12 protein-coding genes, 1 tRNA gene and 3 rRNA genes are annotated in these 14,633 nt (G+C 40.5%); 6 read left to right on the top strand and 10 right to left on the bottom strand.

Annotated elements, in window-relative coordinates:
• Positions 1-2: 2 nt before the first annotated feature.
• A complete protein-coding gene (locus QUE09_RS02435; RefSeq protein WP_286234612.1) occupies positions 3-860 on the bottom strand; it encodes a virulence factor BrkB family protein in 858 nt (285 codons plus the stop codon).
• 106 nt (positions 861-966) lie between these two features.
• Here QUE09_RS02435 and QUE09_RS02430 point away from each other — a divergent pair, with 106 nt between their 5' ends.
• Both QUE09_RS02430 and QUE09_RS02425 read left to right on the top strand, forming a co-directional pair.
• A complete protein-coding gene (locus tag QUE09_RS02430) occupies positions 967-1,200 on the top strand; it encodes a hypothetical protein (protein ID WP_286234611.1) in 234 nt (77 codons plus the stop codon).
• A gap of 1 nt (position 1,201) precedes the next feature.
• A complete protein-coding gene (locus QUE09_RS02425) occupies positions 1,202-1,855 on the top strand; it encodes a DUF2959 domain-containing protein (RefSeq protein ID WP_286234610.1) in 654 nt (217 codons plus the stop codon).
• A gap of 1 nt (position 1,856) precedes the next feature.
• Here the strand turns inward: QUE09_RS02425 and QUE09_RS02420 are convergent, their stop codons facing one another.
• The 3 genes from QUE09_RS02420 to typA all read right to left on the bottom strand — a co-directional run bounded on the left by QUE09_RS02420 (position 1,857) and on the right by typA (position 4,444).
• Complete coding sequence (locus tag QUE09_RS02420; protein WP_286234609.1) at positions 1,857-2,036, bottom strand: hypothetical protein; 180 nt, start codon at positions 2,034-2,036, stop codon at positions 1,857-1,859.
• A 36-nt stretch (positions 2,037-2,072) separates the two neighbouring features.
• Positions 2,073-2,252, bottom strand: coding sequence for a hypothetical protein (locus QUE09_RS02415; RefSeq protein WP_286234608.1), 180 nt, complete (start codon positions 2,250-2,252; stop codon positions 2,073-2,075).
• A 368-nt stretch (positions 2,253-2,620) separates the two neighbouring features.
• The gene (gene typA, locus QUE09_RS02410; protein ID WP_286234607.1) at positions 2,621-4,444 is read right to left on the bottom strand and encodes a translational GTPase TypA; all 1,824 of its coding nucleotides are present in this window, start codon (positions 4,442-4,444) and stop codon (positions 2,621-2,623) included.
• Between the two features lie 300 nt (positions 4,445-4,744).
• Here typA and glnA point away from each other — a divergent pair, with 300 nt between their 5' ends.
• From glnA to glnG, 4 genes are all read left to right on the top strand, one after another.
• Positions 4,745-6,151, top strand: a complete 1,407-nt coding sequence (gene glnA, locus QUE09_RS02405) for a glutamate--ammonia ligase (RefSeq protein WP_286234606.1) — start codon at positions 4,745-4,747, stop codon at positions 6,149-6,151.
• A gap of 114 nt (positions 6,152-6,265) precedes the next feature.
• The gene (locus QUE09_RS02400; RefSeq protein ID WP_286234605.1) at positions 6,266-6,793 is read left to right on the top strand and encodes a DUF4124 domain-containing protein; all 528 of its coding nucleotides are present in this window, start codon (positions 6,266-6,268) and stop codon (positions 6,791-6,793) included.
• Positions 6,794-6,870: 77 nt separating this feature from the next.
• The gene (glnL, locus tag QUE09_RS02395) at positions 6,871-7,959 is read left to right on the top strand and encodes a nitrogen regulation protein NR(II) (protein ID WP_286234604.1); all 1,089 of its coding nucleotides are present in this window, start codon (positions 6,871-6,873) and stop codon (positions 7,957-7,959) included.
• Positions 7,959-9,356 (top strand): nitrogen regulation protein NR(I), encoded by a 1,398-nt coding sequence (gene glnG, locus QUE09_RS02390; protein ID WP_286235866.1) that lies wholly within the window; start codon positions 7,959-7,961, stop codon positions 9,354-9,356. Before glnL ends, glnG begins: the two co-directional genes overlap by 1 nt.
• A 13-nt stretch (positions 9,357-9,369) precedes the next feature.
• Here the strand turns inward: glnG and QUE09_RS02385 are convergent, their stop codons facing one another.
• The 6 genes from QUE09_RS02385 to QUE09_RS02360 all read right to left on the bottom strand — a co-directional run bounded on the left by QUE09_RS02385 (position 9,370) and on the right by QUE09_RS02360 (position 14,562).
• Positions 9,370-9,750 carry a MerC domain-containing protein gene (locus tag QUE09_RS02385; RefSeq protein ID WP_286234603.1) on the bottom strand — a complete coding sequence of 127 codons (381 nt, stop codon included), beginning with the start codon at positions 9,748-9,750 and terminating at the stop codon, positions 9,370-9,372.
• A 70-nt stretch (positions 9,751-9,820) separates the two neighbouring features.
• Positions 9,821-10,780 (bottom strand): elongation factor P--(R)-beta-lysine ligase, encoded by a 960-nt coding sequence (gene epmA, locus QUE09_RS02380; protein ID WP_286234602.1) that lies wholly within the window; start codon positions 10,778-10,780, stop codon positions 9,821-9,823.
• Positions 10,781-10,854: 74 nt separating this feature from the next.
• Positions 10,855-10,969, bottom strand: a 5S ribosomal RNA gene (rrf, locus tag QUE09_RS02375).
• A 96-nt stretch (positions 10,970-11,065) separates the two neighbouring features.
• A 5S ribosomal RNA gene (gene rrf / locus QUE09_RS02370) occupies positions 11,066-11,180 on the bottom strand.
• A 127-nt stretch (positions 11,181-11,307) separates the two neighbouring features.
• Positions 11,308-14,188: ribosomal RNA gene (locus QUE09_RS02365) — 23S ribosomal RNA — on the bottom strand.
• Between the two features lie 298 nt (positions 14,189-14,486).
• A tRNA-Ala gene (locus tag QUE09_RS02360) sits at positions 14,487-14,562 on the bottom strand.
• Between the last annotated feature and the right edge of the window lie 71 nt (positions 14,563-14,633).

The raw sequence follows: 14,633 nt of genomic DNA, 5'->3' as shown, positions 1-14,633 counted from the left end.
AGTTAATCCTCTTGCCCCAGCGTAGTCTTGAAATCTTGCAAACAAACCGTAAACAACGCACCTATCAGCACAATGAGCCAAGAGAGATAAACCCATAAAAATAGAATAGGAATAGTTGCTAATGCACCATAAATTGCCTGATAAGAAGGCAATTGTGTTACGTAAAATGCAAACCCTTTTTTGGCAACTTCAAATAATATCGCTGCTAATGTAGCCCCAGCAAATGCGTGGGGAAATGGTACATTTCTATTTGGAACGACTAAATAAATAATAAGAAAAGCGGCTAATGCCGTTAGCAATGGCACCAAACGCATAATAATATTTGCTAATCCCAAGAGATCGTAATCACCCAAAGACACAAGTGAAGCAATATAAGAAGTCGCAACAATACTACTTCCAACGAGAACAGGCCCTAATGTTAGTACCATCCAGTACATAGAAAACGCAGTGATCATGCGACGCTTTTTAGTGACTCGCCAAAGTTTATTCAAAGTTTTGTCTATCGCTGAAATCAAAAGTAATGCAAATAAAAATAAAAATGTAATTGCAATGGCTGACATTTTTGAGGCATTAGCGACAAACCCAGTAATGTGCTCCTGAACCACGTTCCCTGCTGCAGGTAAAAAGTGTTGGTAGACAAAATTTTCTACTAACACTTTAATATCAGCAAAAATAGGGAATGCAGTCATAACCGAGACCATAACAACGACCATAGGCACCAGTGACATTAAGGTAACGTAAGCTAAATAACCTGCGTTCACGTGTACTTGTTCAATAAATAGCCGCCTAGTAAAAAACAACACAAATTGACTTATCGCTAGCCATTGTTTCGATTTTAAGATTTTATTTACAAAACTCATATTGCATAATTAGTTACATCGGTTAATGATAAAGTATAAGATGAATTAGTGGTGAAAACCTATCTTAGCTTTATAATTACTTAAAAAATATTTAAAAGGAGATATTATGTCTGGACAAGGCTCTGGTGGTAATGTGTTAGCAGCCGTATGCAGTTTCTTTATTGCAGGTTTAGGTCAGTTGGTACAAGGGCGAATATTAGCAGCGATTATATTTTTCTTGTTAACATGGGTTAACTATACACTTGCTGCAACAGGAATTTTATTTTTCATGGCGTTACCAGGATTTATCTTTCACGTTTGGGCAATCATCGACGCTGCTAAATTTAGAGGGGCAAGCTAACATGCTAAGCCGATTAAAAACTAAACTAGTAGTTACCTTTACTGTTCTCGTGCTAGTCGGTTGCCAATCGGCTTATTACTCTGCAATGGAGAAAGTTGGTACTCACAAACGTGATATATTAATTGACCGTGTAGAGAAAGCGACAGAATCACAAGAAGAAGCCAAAGAAGAGTTTCAAGATGCACTTACTCAATTCTCTTCCTTAGTTAATTTTGACGGTGGTGAACTACAATCACACTATGAGCGGAGTAAAGATCATTACGAAGCGAGTAAAGCGGCAGCTGAAGATGTAGCTGAACGGATTTCGTTAATCGAAGATGTGGCGCAAGCGCTATTTGATGAATGGCAAGAAGAGATAGCGCAATTCTCGAATGCCAATTACAAGCGACAAAGTCAACAACAACTACGTGAAACTGAACGACGCTATAAAAGTGTAGTGCGTGCAATGCATCGAGCCAAAGACAAAATGCAGCCTGTACTGTATGCGTTGAAGGATAATATGCTTTATTTGAAGCATAACCTCAATGCTAAAGCAATTGGTTCCTTAAAAGCAGAGTATGCGAATATAAAACAAGATGTGACGTTATTAATTGAACAAATGAATCGTTCTATAGATGACTCTCAAGCCTTCATAGCAAGCTTAAAGACGGAGTAACTTACCTTACGCCGTCATCTATTCCTGGTATTACTTCTTCAACTTGTTCTTTTATTGGGTCTACTTGATAATTGATTGAGGCTAAGAGTTCGGATAGCTGTTTGATTTGTTCAGTACCTGCTTGCCCTTCTTTAAAGAGTTTACTCAGTGAATTTAATTGCTTTAATTGCTCAGGAGACATCTATAAGCCCTTTTCTCATTATTATTTTTATTTATTTTAACCAACACTCGCTTTATTAAAGCACCTAGAAATCGACAATGGCTTAATTTTGTCGCGACCATCATCAATAAACTCGCGATAAAGACGGCTAAGCTCATGCTGTTCAACAAGGTTTGCTTCATCAGAGACGACTTTTTCAAAAAGAATATTCAACCTGTTTAGTTTATATTGTTCCATAGTTCCACCTTATGCCAACCACTCCATAGTTGTTAAACTAGGTTAACGATACTAAAACAGTTTAGCACTGAATTGCGTTTCAGCCAGTTGACGAGTTGACATTTGCAATTAACAAGCAATTAACAAAAACAAGAATCAATAACATAAAGCATTGTTTATTAATTGCTTTTTTAAAAGGGACTAAATAGAACTCATGTATTTCGGTCACAATGCTGACATGACATTGAGATATATCTTACATTCAGTAGGCGATAATCTGCCAACATTGAAACTGAAAGAGGCATGTTATTAAATTGCGATTAGGTAAATTAAACACAAAAAAATACCGCGTGATACGCGGTATTTTTCCAAAACAGAAAAAGACTTAATTAGCTCTTTTTAGCAGTTCTACTTTCACGTTTACGATCTGACTCTTTTAACCACTTTTTACGAATACGTATATTCTCAGGCGTTACTTCAACAAGTTCATCATCATCGATAAACTCCAACGCTTGCTCTAACGTCATTAATACTGGTGGTGTTAACACTTGCGCTTCATCAGTACCAGAAGCACGTACGTTTGTTAACTGCTTACCTTTCAGCGCATTAACTGTTAAATCATTATCACGGCTGTGAATTCCGATAACCATACCTTCGTATACTTCAACACCGTGACCTATCATTAATCGTCCACGTTCTTGTAAGTTAAACAATGCATTCGTTAACGCTTTACCTGTTGCATTGGCGATCATTACACCATTTAGACGTTGTCCTATCTCACCGCCTTTATGAGGGCCGTATTCAAAAAAGGTATGATAAATCAAACCTGAACCCGACGTTAACGTCATAAACTCAGTTTGAAAACCTATTAAACCTCGGCTTGGCATGATGAAGTCCATACGAATACGACCTTTACCATCAGGCGCCATGTCGGTAAGTTCGGCTTTACGTAAACCCATTTTCTCCATAATAGAACCTTGATGCTCTTCTTCAACATCAATGGTTACCGTTTCATATGGTTCTTCTATTTGACCATCAACTTCACGCATGATTACTTCAGGACGAGAAACCGCAAGCTCGTAGCCCTCTCGACGCATATTTTCAATCAAAATACCTAAATGCAGTTCACCGCGACCAGATACTTTAAATTTATCAGGATCGTCTAATTGCTCGACACGTAAAGCAACATTATGTACGAGTTCTTTATCCAATCTATCTTTGATATTACGTGAAGTAACATACTTACCTTCTTTGCCTGAAAAAGGAGAAGTATTTACTTGGAATGTCATCGTTACCGTAGGCTCATCTACTGATAAAGGTGGTAATGGTGCAACTTCATTTGGACAACAAATAGTGTCGGAAATTTTTAACTCACCTAAACCAGTAATAGCGATAATATCACCTGCTTCAGCAATTTCTGTTTCATGGCGTTCTAGCCCTAAGTAACCAAACACTTTACCAACTTTACCGTTGTGTATTTTACCGCTTGCACTTTGCACAGTAACTTGTTGATTCGGTTTAACAGAGCCACGAGTCACACGACCAACACCGATAACACCTAAATATGAACTGTAATCTAGTTGTGATATCTGCATTTGAAATGCACCGCTAGGATCAGCATCTGGCGCAGGCACTTGATCTACAATTGTTTGGAAAAGCGGCGTCATGTCTTTGCCTTCTTCGCCTTCTTCAAGCGATGCCCAACCGTTGATAGCAGAAGCATAAACCACCTGAAAATCTAATTGTTCATCTGAAGCACCTAGGTTATCGAATAAGTCAAAAACTTGATCCATCACCCACTCAGGGCGTGCACCTGGCTTATCAATTTTGTTGATAACGACAATTGGTTTTAAGCCTTGAGCAAATGCCTTTTGCGTTACAAATCGCGTTTGTGGCATTGGGCCTTCTTGTGCATCAACAATTAAAAGCACAGAATCTACCATAGACATTACGCGTTCTACTTCACCGCCAAAGTCAGCATGACCTGGAGTATCAACAATATTTACACGGTAATCTTGCCAATTAATGGCAGTATTTTTGGCCAAAATGGTGATACCGCGTTCTTTTTCAATATCATTTGAATCCATTACACGTTCTTCAAGGTCAGTTCTTGAATCTAACGTACCAGATTGATCTAATAGTTTATCAACCAGGGTTGTTTTACCGTGGTCAACGTGGGCGATAATCGCAATATTACGTAATTTATCTAACACAGGAGTTTGCTCAAAGGGCTATAATTGGGCGCGTATTGTACAGTAGTCTAGACCACAATGAAAAGATAATCGTTTATTAATTTAAATTGCTAGAAAAGATAGCATTTGTCTTCTACACTGGCATTGCACCAGTTAGATGCAAAGCAAGGATCATTATGGTGCAAACCTCTATCAGTGTTTTATTTAATACACTGATTTAAAAGGCTTTATTGCTTGGCACGATTTTGGCTTACACCGTAGCAAAGCAAAAATGCGTAATTGCATTTACATTAATTTTGTTAACTTCACTGGAGACACTCAATGTCACAAGCAGTATTAGACTTAATCAAAGAAAACGATGTTAAGTTTGTTGACTTACGTTTTACTGATTCAAAAGGTAAAGAGCAGCACGTTTCGTTACCACATCATCAAATTGATGAAGACTTCTTCGAAGAAGGAAAAATGTTCGATGGTTCTTCTATCGCTGGTTGGAAAGGTATCAACGAATCAGACATGGTATTAATGCCTGACGCTTCAACAGCTGTTTTAGACCCTTTTACAGAAGAAGTTACGTTAAATCTACGTTGTGACATCGTTGAACCAGCGACTATGCAAGGTTACAGTCGTGACCCACGTTCAGTAGCACATCGTGCAGAAGAGTATATGCGTTCAACAGGTATTGCAGATACAGTGTTAATTGGCCCTGAACCAGAGTTCTTCGTATTTGACGATGTGAAATTCCACGCAGATATGTCTGGCGCTAGCTACTCAATCGATGATAAAGAAGCATGTTGGAACTCTAAAACTTCATATGAAGATGGTAACACAGGTCATCGTCCAGGCGTTAAAGGTGGTTACTTCCCTGTTGCACCAGTAGATTCTTCACAAGATTTACGTTCAGCAATGTGTTTAGTTATGGAAGAAATGGGCTTAGTTGTTGAAGCACATCACCATGAAGTTGCTACGGCAGGTCAAAACGAAATCGCTTGTCGATTTAACACAATGGTTAAAAAAGCGGATGAAGTGCAAATCTATAAGTATGTTGTTCACAATGTTGCACATGCTTACGGCAAAACAGCAACTTTCATGCCTAAGCCTTTAGTTGGCGACAACGGTACAGGTATGCACGTTCACCAATCATTAGCAAAAGACGGTGTTAACCTTTTTGCTGGTGACAAATATGGCGGATTATCTGAAACTGCTCTTTACTACATTGGCGGTATCATCAAGCATGCTAAAGCATTGAATGCATTTACAAATGCTTCTACTAACTCATACAAGCGTCTTGTACCTGGTTTTGAAGCACCTGTTATGCTTGCTTACTCTGCACGTAACCGTTCAGCTTCAATACGTATCCCAGTTGTACCTTCACCAAAAGCACGCCGAATCGAAGTTCGCTTCCCTGATCCTACAGCTAACCCATACTTAGCATTTACGGCAATGTTAATGGCTGGTCTTGACGGTATCAAAAACAAGATCCACCCTGGTGATGCAATGGATAAAGATTTATACGACTTACCGGCAGAAGAAGCAGCAGCTATCCCTCAAGTAGCATCTTCTTTAGAAGAAGCGCTTGACGCGTTAGAAGCTGACAAAGAATTCTTAACAGCTGGTGGCGTGATGGATGACGACATGATTGATGCCTACATAGGTCTCAAACGTGAAGAAGTTGAAACACTTAACATGACAACTCACCCTGTTGAATTCCAAATGTACTATAGTGTTTAATCAATAACACACTGATTGTCATTAAAAAGCTCACTTCGGTGAGCTTTTTTGTAGCTAAAATGCTTTTTTTTAGATAGATTAAAAGATAAGCGTTTAATCTATAAGGAGTGCACATTGAAAAATATACCTTTAATCTGCACCCTCTTTGTTATCTTATGCTTTCTAAACACCGCTCATGCAGCATCAACCAAAGTATATGTTTGGGTTGATGAAAATGGCAGAGTAGTCTATTCAGACACACCTAGACCAGGTGCAGAAGAAGTTGAAGTGCAAGAAAAAAACATTGTTTCATCCAATGTCGATACCTCTGTACTCGATATCACACCCAAAATCATTGAAGATAAGTTTAATGTAGAAATTACACAACCAACCAATAAGCAAACAATTAGAGACAATACAGGCTCTCTTTTGGTGCAAGGTCGCATTAAACCATTATTTAAGCAAGGACATCGTATACGCTTGCTATTAGATGGCAGCCCATATCAATCTCCGCAAAACTATGCTTTGTTTAGACTTTCTAATATAGACAGAGGTGAGCACCTACTAAAATTAGAGCTTTTAAACGATAAAGGCAAGATAATTGCATCGTCTAAGCAAATAACCTTTTATATGCACCGTGCTTCTAAAATCAAAGCAAAATAACAAGTAAAATAGTGCAATAAACAGGTTTTAACTTTACACTAAAAATATTACGCACCATTTTAGTGCATAGAGGTTTTATGCCTAGTATAGAAAAGTTAGACGTGCCCGAAAAACTGTATTATCAGCAAAACTTACCAAATCATATGGTAACTGCTGTTATTGTCTTAAATAAACAACTCACTATTCAATATGCTAACCCAGCAGCGGAAGCCTTGTTAGTAAAGAGTTTAAACAAATTAAAAAATCACAGTCTACAAAGTGTGTTTTTTAATAGCCCTATTAGTAGTATACGGTTAAAGCAATTACTGACTTCTGGCCAGGAATTCAGTGATAGTGATGTAGTACTCGAGTTTTTTGATAAACGCATCATTACTGTGGAACTCACTGCCTCGTCTTTTTCCTTAGACAATTCTCCGCATATTTTATTAGAAATAAAGCAAATTGATCAGCAAAAGCAAATTAGTGAAGAAGCTTTCCAACATCAGCAATGGGAGTCTGCTCGTGATCTTATTCGCGGATTAGCTCATGAAATAAAGAATCCGCTTGGCGGTCTTAGAGGTGCAGCTCAACTTTTAAATAAAGAAATCACGGTAGAACAGCAAGAATATACGGCAATGATAATCGAACAAGCAGATAGATTAACAAACCTCGTTGATCGCTTACTTGGCCCGAATCAACTGCCGAACTTTAACAATCAGAATATTCACCTAGTTTTAGAAAAAGTATCTAAGCTCATAAGCTTTAATAACCCAGACGATATAAAGATAGTGAAAGACTATGATCCATCGTTACCAGATATTCTATTTGACGCAGATAAAATACAACAAGCCGTATTAAATATTGTCAGTAATGCTGTCCAAGTGATCGGAAAAAACGGTGTTATTCGAATAAAAACACGGGCAGCGAGTAATAAGACGATCAATGGACGTCGTGTAAAATTAGCCGCACAGATCAGCATCATAGATAATGGTCCTGGCATACCGAGTAAAATTCAAGATACATTGTTCTACCCTATGGTCTCTGGACGTTCAAATGGCACAGGCTTAGGACTTGCCATTTCACAAACGTTAATCAACCAACATAAAGGAAAAATTTCCTGTATTAGTCGCCCGGGTCATACCGAGTTTATTATTTTATTACCAATTTCAGAAGATACAACGATATGATGACAGAGCAAATATGGGTCGTAGATGACGATAGTTCTATACGCTGGGTACTTGAGAAAGCATTTGCTAACGCAAATATTAGTTCGGCATCTTTTGATAGTGCTGAAAATTTACTTACAGCATTAGATCACGGCCAACCTGAAGTAATTATTTCTGATATTCGAATGCCCAATATTGATGGTATGGAATTACTTAATGACATTAATATGCGTTTTCCAGATATTCCTGTGATCATTATGACCGCTCACTCAGACCTCGATAGTGCTGTAAACGCATATCAAGGCGGTGCTTTTGAATATCTCCCAAAGCCTTTCGACATTGATGAAGCACTTGCATTAAGTAAACGCGCTCTAATGCACGCACAAGAAACAAAAGCAAAAACTCGACAGGATGCCCCAAGCTCAATGCCAGTTGGTATTATTGGCGAAGCTCCCGCGATGCAAGAGGTTTTTAGAGCAATCGGCCGCTTATCTCGCTCAAGCATTAGTGTATTAATCAATGGTGAATCAGGTACAGGTAAAGAGCTTGTTGCACATGCTTTACATATGCATAGTCCAAGAGCTAAAGCTCCCTTCATTCCATTGAATATGGCAGCGATTCCTAAAGATTTAATAGAGTCAGAATTATTCGGTCATGAAAAAGGTGCCTTTACTGGTGCAAACTCAGTAAGACAAGGTAGATTTGAGCAAGCACATAACGGCACCTTGTTTCTCGATGAAATAGGCGATATGCCACTCGATATACAAACGCGATTATTACGAGTATTGGCAGACGGTCAATTTTATCGTGTAGGTGGACACTCTCCCATTCAAGTAGATGTTAGGATTCTTGCTGCAACTCACCAAAACCTTGAAGATAAAGTGCGTACTGGTGATTTTCGAGAAGATTTATTTCACCGTTTAAATGTAATTCGCATTCACATACCTAGCTTACGAGAGCGCAGAGAAGATATTCCTCAATTGTGCGAACACTTTCTTAAACATGCTGCGACTGAACTTAGTGTAGAACCAAAATCCTTGGATAAGGCCACTGTCGACTATTTAAAACAATTCGATTGGCCTGGTAATGTGAGACAACTTGAAAATATATGCCGTTTTTTAACCGTTATGGCAAGTAGCAAAGAAATTCACTTGGAAGATTTACCGAGTGAATTAACGCACGATACGCCAACATATGATCCTAACGGTAGTAGTTGGCAAGTAACATTACGACAATGGGCATTAGATAAATTTAATGCTGGTGAAGAAGCGCTTTTAGAGCAAGCACTTCCAGAGTTTGAAAAGATCATGATTGAGTCGGCATTAAAAGTGACAAATGGTCACAAGCAAGAAGCGGCTAAAAAGTTAGGATGGGGAAGAAATACATTAACGAGAAAATTAAAAGACTTAGCAATTTAATTAACAAAAGCGTTTAGCTAGAACAAGTATGATCCGCGCAACGTTTACAGCTATTGCATAATTTCAAATTAATGACGTGTGCAGCGACTATTAACGTTGCACCAATAATAATAAAAAAGGGTTCCGCTTGTTCGGAAAAATCATGCTTCATCCAATACACGACTAGCCCAACAATGAGCAGGTAAAAAGGATACAGCTTTTTATGATATCTTTTAAAGCCTGAAAACATGGCTATAGAACCTAACACACCAGTAATAATAAGAAAAACATGTTCCCATGTATGATCAGCTAAAAAGCTTAGCCCAAGTAAAGGTAATGCTGGGAGAATAACAGGCAGCAAAATACAGTGCAAAGCACACAACGATGTAGCTGTTATACCAATTCTATCTAGCACGATTTTTACCTTCAGTTATACGTAGGGTGAGATAATATCACAATTGATATAGTATCACAATAAATATTCACTATGCTCTGTCGACCGTAAAGCACATGGATTGATCTATAGAATGTAGCTCCAATGCCAGCATAATTAAACGATCGATACCTAACGCTACGCCAGAACAAGGCGGTAAACCATGCGCCAACGCTGAAATAAATCGCTCATCAATCGGTTTCTTGGTTTTACCCATTTGCAAACGATATTCGTTGTCTTGTTCAAATCTCCTGCGTTGTTCTTTTGCATTAGTTAGCTCATGAAAACCATTCGCTAGTTCGATACCTTTAAAATACACTTCAAACCGTTCGGCAACTAATGAATTATCAGCGCTAACTTTTGCTAATGATGCTTGAGATGAAGGGAAGTGGTAAACAGTACAAGGCCTTATTTGTCCTATTTTTTCTTCTAAACACTCCGAAAAAAGAACCTGCAACAAAATATCTCTATCTGTTTCATTCGCAATCCAATCACCTAAGATACCATTATCAGATAAAGCGAGTTTTAATTCACAAACATCTGCTGTTAAAGGATCCAAGTCCAATTCATTAATAAACAGTTGTTGATAAGAGATGGTATCTGCGGGTTCACAATTTAAGGTGAGCGTTAATAACTGACTCACTTCATCCATAAGTGAAAAATGGTCAAAGCCCAATCTATACCATTCAAGCATCGTAAATTCAGGATTGTGATATCGTCCCTGTTCTTCATCTCTAAAAGCTTTACCCAATTGATAGATATCTTGGTAACCGCTAGCAAGTAACCTTTTCAATGCAAACTCAGGTGAAGTCTGCAGATAATAGACTTGATTTGAACTATTTGCGCGTGACTGAGTTTCGAATGCTTCTAAATATTTATCTGTAACTGTTCCCTGAGAAAGCATAGGCGTATCTACTTCTACTACACCTTTTTGATAAAAGAAGTTTCTTATCTCGTGCAATATCTCTGCACGTTTTTTAGCGTCTCGCCAAGAAAGTCCGGGTTGAAACATATAGATCAATTTTTAAATAAAAGGTACTGTAAACGAAAAAAGCCCTTGTCGCTAGACAAGGGCTTATAATGAGAACCTGGTAATGTCCTACTCTCACATGGGAACTCCCACACTACCATCGGCGCTATTGCATTTCACTTCTGAGTTCGGCATGGGATCAGGTGGTTCTACAATGCTATGGTTACCAGGTAAAAACTGTTAATGACTACGAATCATAACGATAATTTTTAGTCATTAAGAGCTTAAAAAACCCGCAGCTTTCGCTACGGGTTTCTTTTAATAGAAGCTTGATAATGTCCTACTCTCACATGGGAACTCCCACACTACCATCGGCGCTATTGCATTTCACTACTGAGTTCGGCATGGGATCAGGTGGTTCTACAATGCTATTGTCATCAAGCATAAACTTTTATCGTCTACTTTCGTAAACACAATCTCGGAAATCTAATATCTATATTTTCTAATTCAATGCACAGTACGTGAATATACTTGTCAAACATCATACAACAAAACCACTTGGGTGTTGTATGGTTAAGCCTCACGGGCAATTAGTATCAGTTAGCTCAATGCCTCGCAGCACTTACACACCTGACCTATCAACGTTGTAGTCTCCAACGACCCTTTAGGGAGATTAAATCTCCAGTGAGAACTCATCTTAAAGCCTGTTTCCCGCTTAGATGCTTTCAGCGGTTATCAGTTCCGAACGTAGCTACCGGGCAATGCTATTGGCATAACAACCCGAACACCAGCGGTTCGTCCACTCCGGTCCTCTCGTACTAGGAGCAGCCCTCTTCAATTCTCAAACGCCCACGGCAGATAGGGACCGAACTGTCTCACGACGTTCTAAACCCAGCTCGCGTACCACTTTAAATGGCGAACAGCCATACCCTTGGGACCGACTTCAGCCCCAGGATGTGATGAGCCGACATCGAGGTGCCAAACACCGCCGTCGATATGAACTCTTGGGCGGTATCAGCCTGTTATCCCCGGAGTACCTTTTATCCGTTGAGCGATGGCCCTTCCATACAGAACCACCGGATCACTATGACCTGCTTTCGCACCTGCTCGACGTGTCTGTCTCGCAGTTAAGCTGGCTTATGCCATTGCACTAACCGTACGATGTCCGACCGTACTTAGCCAACCTTCGTGCTCCTCCGTTACTCTTTGGGAGGAGACCGCCCCAGTCAAACTACCCACCAGACAGTGTCCCCAAGCCCGATAAGGGCCCTAGGTTAGAACATCACGCATACAAGGGTGGTATTTCAAGGTTGGCTCCACACACACTGGCGTGCATGCTTCAAAGCCTCCCACCTATCCTACACATGTAGGAGCAATGTTCACTGTCAAGCTATAGTAAAGGTTCACGGGGTCTTTCCGTCTAGCCGCGGGTATACGGCATCTTAACCGCAATTTCAATTTCACTGAGTCTCGGGTGGAGACAGTGTGGCCATGATTACGCCATTCGTGCAGGTCGGAACTTACCCGACAAGGAATTTCGCTACCTTAGGACCGTTATAGTTACGGCCGCCGTTTACCGGGGCTTCGATCATGAGCTTCGCAGAGCTAACCCAATCAATTAACCTTCCGGCACCGGGCAGGCGTCACACCGTATACGTCATCTTTCGATTTTGCACAGTGCTGTGTTTTTAATAAACAGTTCCAGCCACCTGGTTACTTCGACTGACCTCAGCTTAGGGAGCAAGTCCCATCACCAAAGCCAGCGTACCTTCTCCCGAAGTTACGGTACTATTTTGCCTAGTTCCTTCACCCGAGTTCTCTCAAGCGCCTTAGTATTCTCTACCTAACCACCTGTGTCGGTTTGGGGTACGGTTCCTATATATCTGATGCTTAGAAGCTTTTCCTGGAAGCAGGGCATCAACAGCTTCTACTCCGTAGAGTATCGTCTCGACTCTCAGCCTAGTGGTGACCCGGATTTGCCTAAGTCTCCAGCCTACAATCTTTCACATGGACTACCAACGCCATGCCTGTTTAGCCTTCTCCGTCCCTCCTTCGCAATATATAGAAGTACAGAAATATTAATCTGTTTCCCATCGACTACGCTTTTCAGCCTCGCCTTAGGGGCCGACTTACCCTGCCCTGATTAACATGGGACAGGAAACCTTGGTCTTTCGGCGTGGGGGTTTTTCACCCCCATTATCGTTACTCATGTCAGCATTCGCACTTCTGATACCTCCAGCATGCCTTACAACACACCTTCAACGGCTTACAGAACGCTCCCCTACCACTCAAAATAAATTTTGAATCCGCAGCTTCGGTGCATAGTTTAGCCCCGTTACATCTTCCGCGCAGACCGACTCGACTAGTGAGCTATTACGCTTTCTTTAAAGGATGGCTGCTTCTAAGCCAACCTCCTAGCTGTCTATGCCTTTCCACATCGTTTCCCACTTAACTATGACTTTGGGACCTTAGCTGGCGGTCTGGGTTGTTTCCCTCTTCACTACGGACGTTAGCACCCATAGTGTGTCTCCCGGATAGTACTCATTGGTATTCGGAGTTTGCAAAGGGTTGGTAAGTCGGGATGACCCCCTAGCCTTAACAGTGCTCTACCCCCAATGGTATTCGTCCGAGGCTCTACCTAAATAGATTTCGGGGAGAACCAGCTATCTCCCGGCTTGATTAGCCTTTCACTCCGACCCACAGGTCATCACCGCATTTTTCAACATACGTGTGTTCGGTCCTCCAGTTGATGTTACTCAACCTTCAACCTGCCCATGGGTAGATCGCCGGGTTTCGGGTCTATACCTAGCAACTAAACGCGCAGTTAACACTCGCTTTCGCTACGGCTCCCCTAATCGGTTAACCTTGCTACTAAATATAAGTCGCTGACCCATTATACAAAAGGTACGCAGTCACCCGAAGGCTTCCACTGCTTGTACGTATACGGTTTCAGGTTCTATTTCACTCCCCTCACAGGGGTTCTTTTCGCCTTTCCCTCACGGTACTGGTTCACTATCGGTCAGTTAGGAGTATTTAGCCTTGGAGGATGGTCCCCCCATATTCAGTCAACATTTCACGTGTGCCGACCTACTCGATTTCACAAACATTTTGTCTTCATGTACGGGACTATCACCCTGTATCGTGTACCTTTCCAGATACTTCCATTGACGCCATGCCGCTTAAGGGCTAATTCGCGTTCGCTCGCCGCTACTAACGAAATCTCGGTTGATTTCTTTTCCTCGGGGTACTTAGATGTTTCAGTTCTCCCGGTTCGCCTCTTTATGCTATGTATTCACATAAAGATACTTGCTTATGCAAGTGGGTTTCCCCATTCGGAAATCTGTGTCTATAACGTCTTTTATCGACTTAACACAGCTTATCGCAGATTAACACGTCCTTCATCGCCTCTAACTGCCAAGGCATCCACCATATACGCTTAGTCACTTAACCATACAACCCTAAGTAGTCTTAAGTGTTTGAGTGACAAAACCCAAACTAAATGTATGTCTGACATTTTCACGTACTATAAATAGCACTTGAATTAGAATTCACTTAACAACGCGCGACACGTTATTAAGGGTTTTAAACATAAAACTTTATGTTTAAGGGATATAAATATCAGCTTTCCAGATTGTTAAAGAAGTAGTAATCAACACGCATTCGGTTAAAAACTTGGTTAAAAAAACCAAATTGAAAATCACTAAAAAGTAACCTTTAATTTGGTCTTTCGTTCTTTATGAAGAAGTATTGGTGGAGCTAAGCAGGATCGAACTGCTGACCTCCTGCGTGCAAGGCAGGCGCTCTCCCAGCTGAGCTATAGCCCCTTTTTAGACTTAGTCAGGGTGACTTCTTCTATATTCGTTATCTATGCAATTTGTGTGAACACTCAACAATA

Source organism: Thalassotalea sediminis (assembly GCF_030295915.1).
GTDB classification, from domain to species: Bacteria; Pseudomonadota; Gammaproteobacteria; order Enterobacterales; family Alteromonadaceae; genus Thalassotalea_C; species Thalassotalea_C sediminis.
The sequence above is the reverse complement of the archived record's forward strand: the minus strand, read 5'-3'. Positions and strand labels throughout refer to the sequence as shown.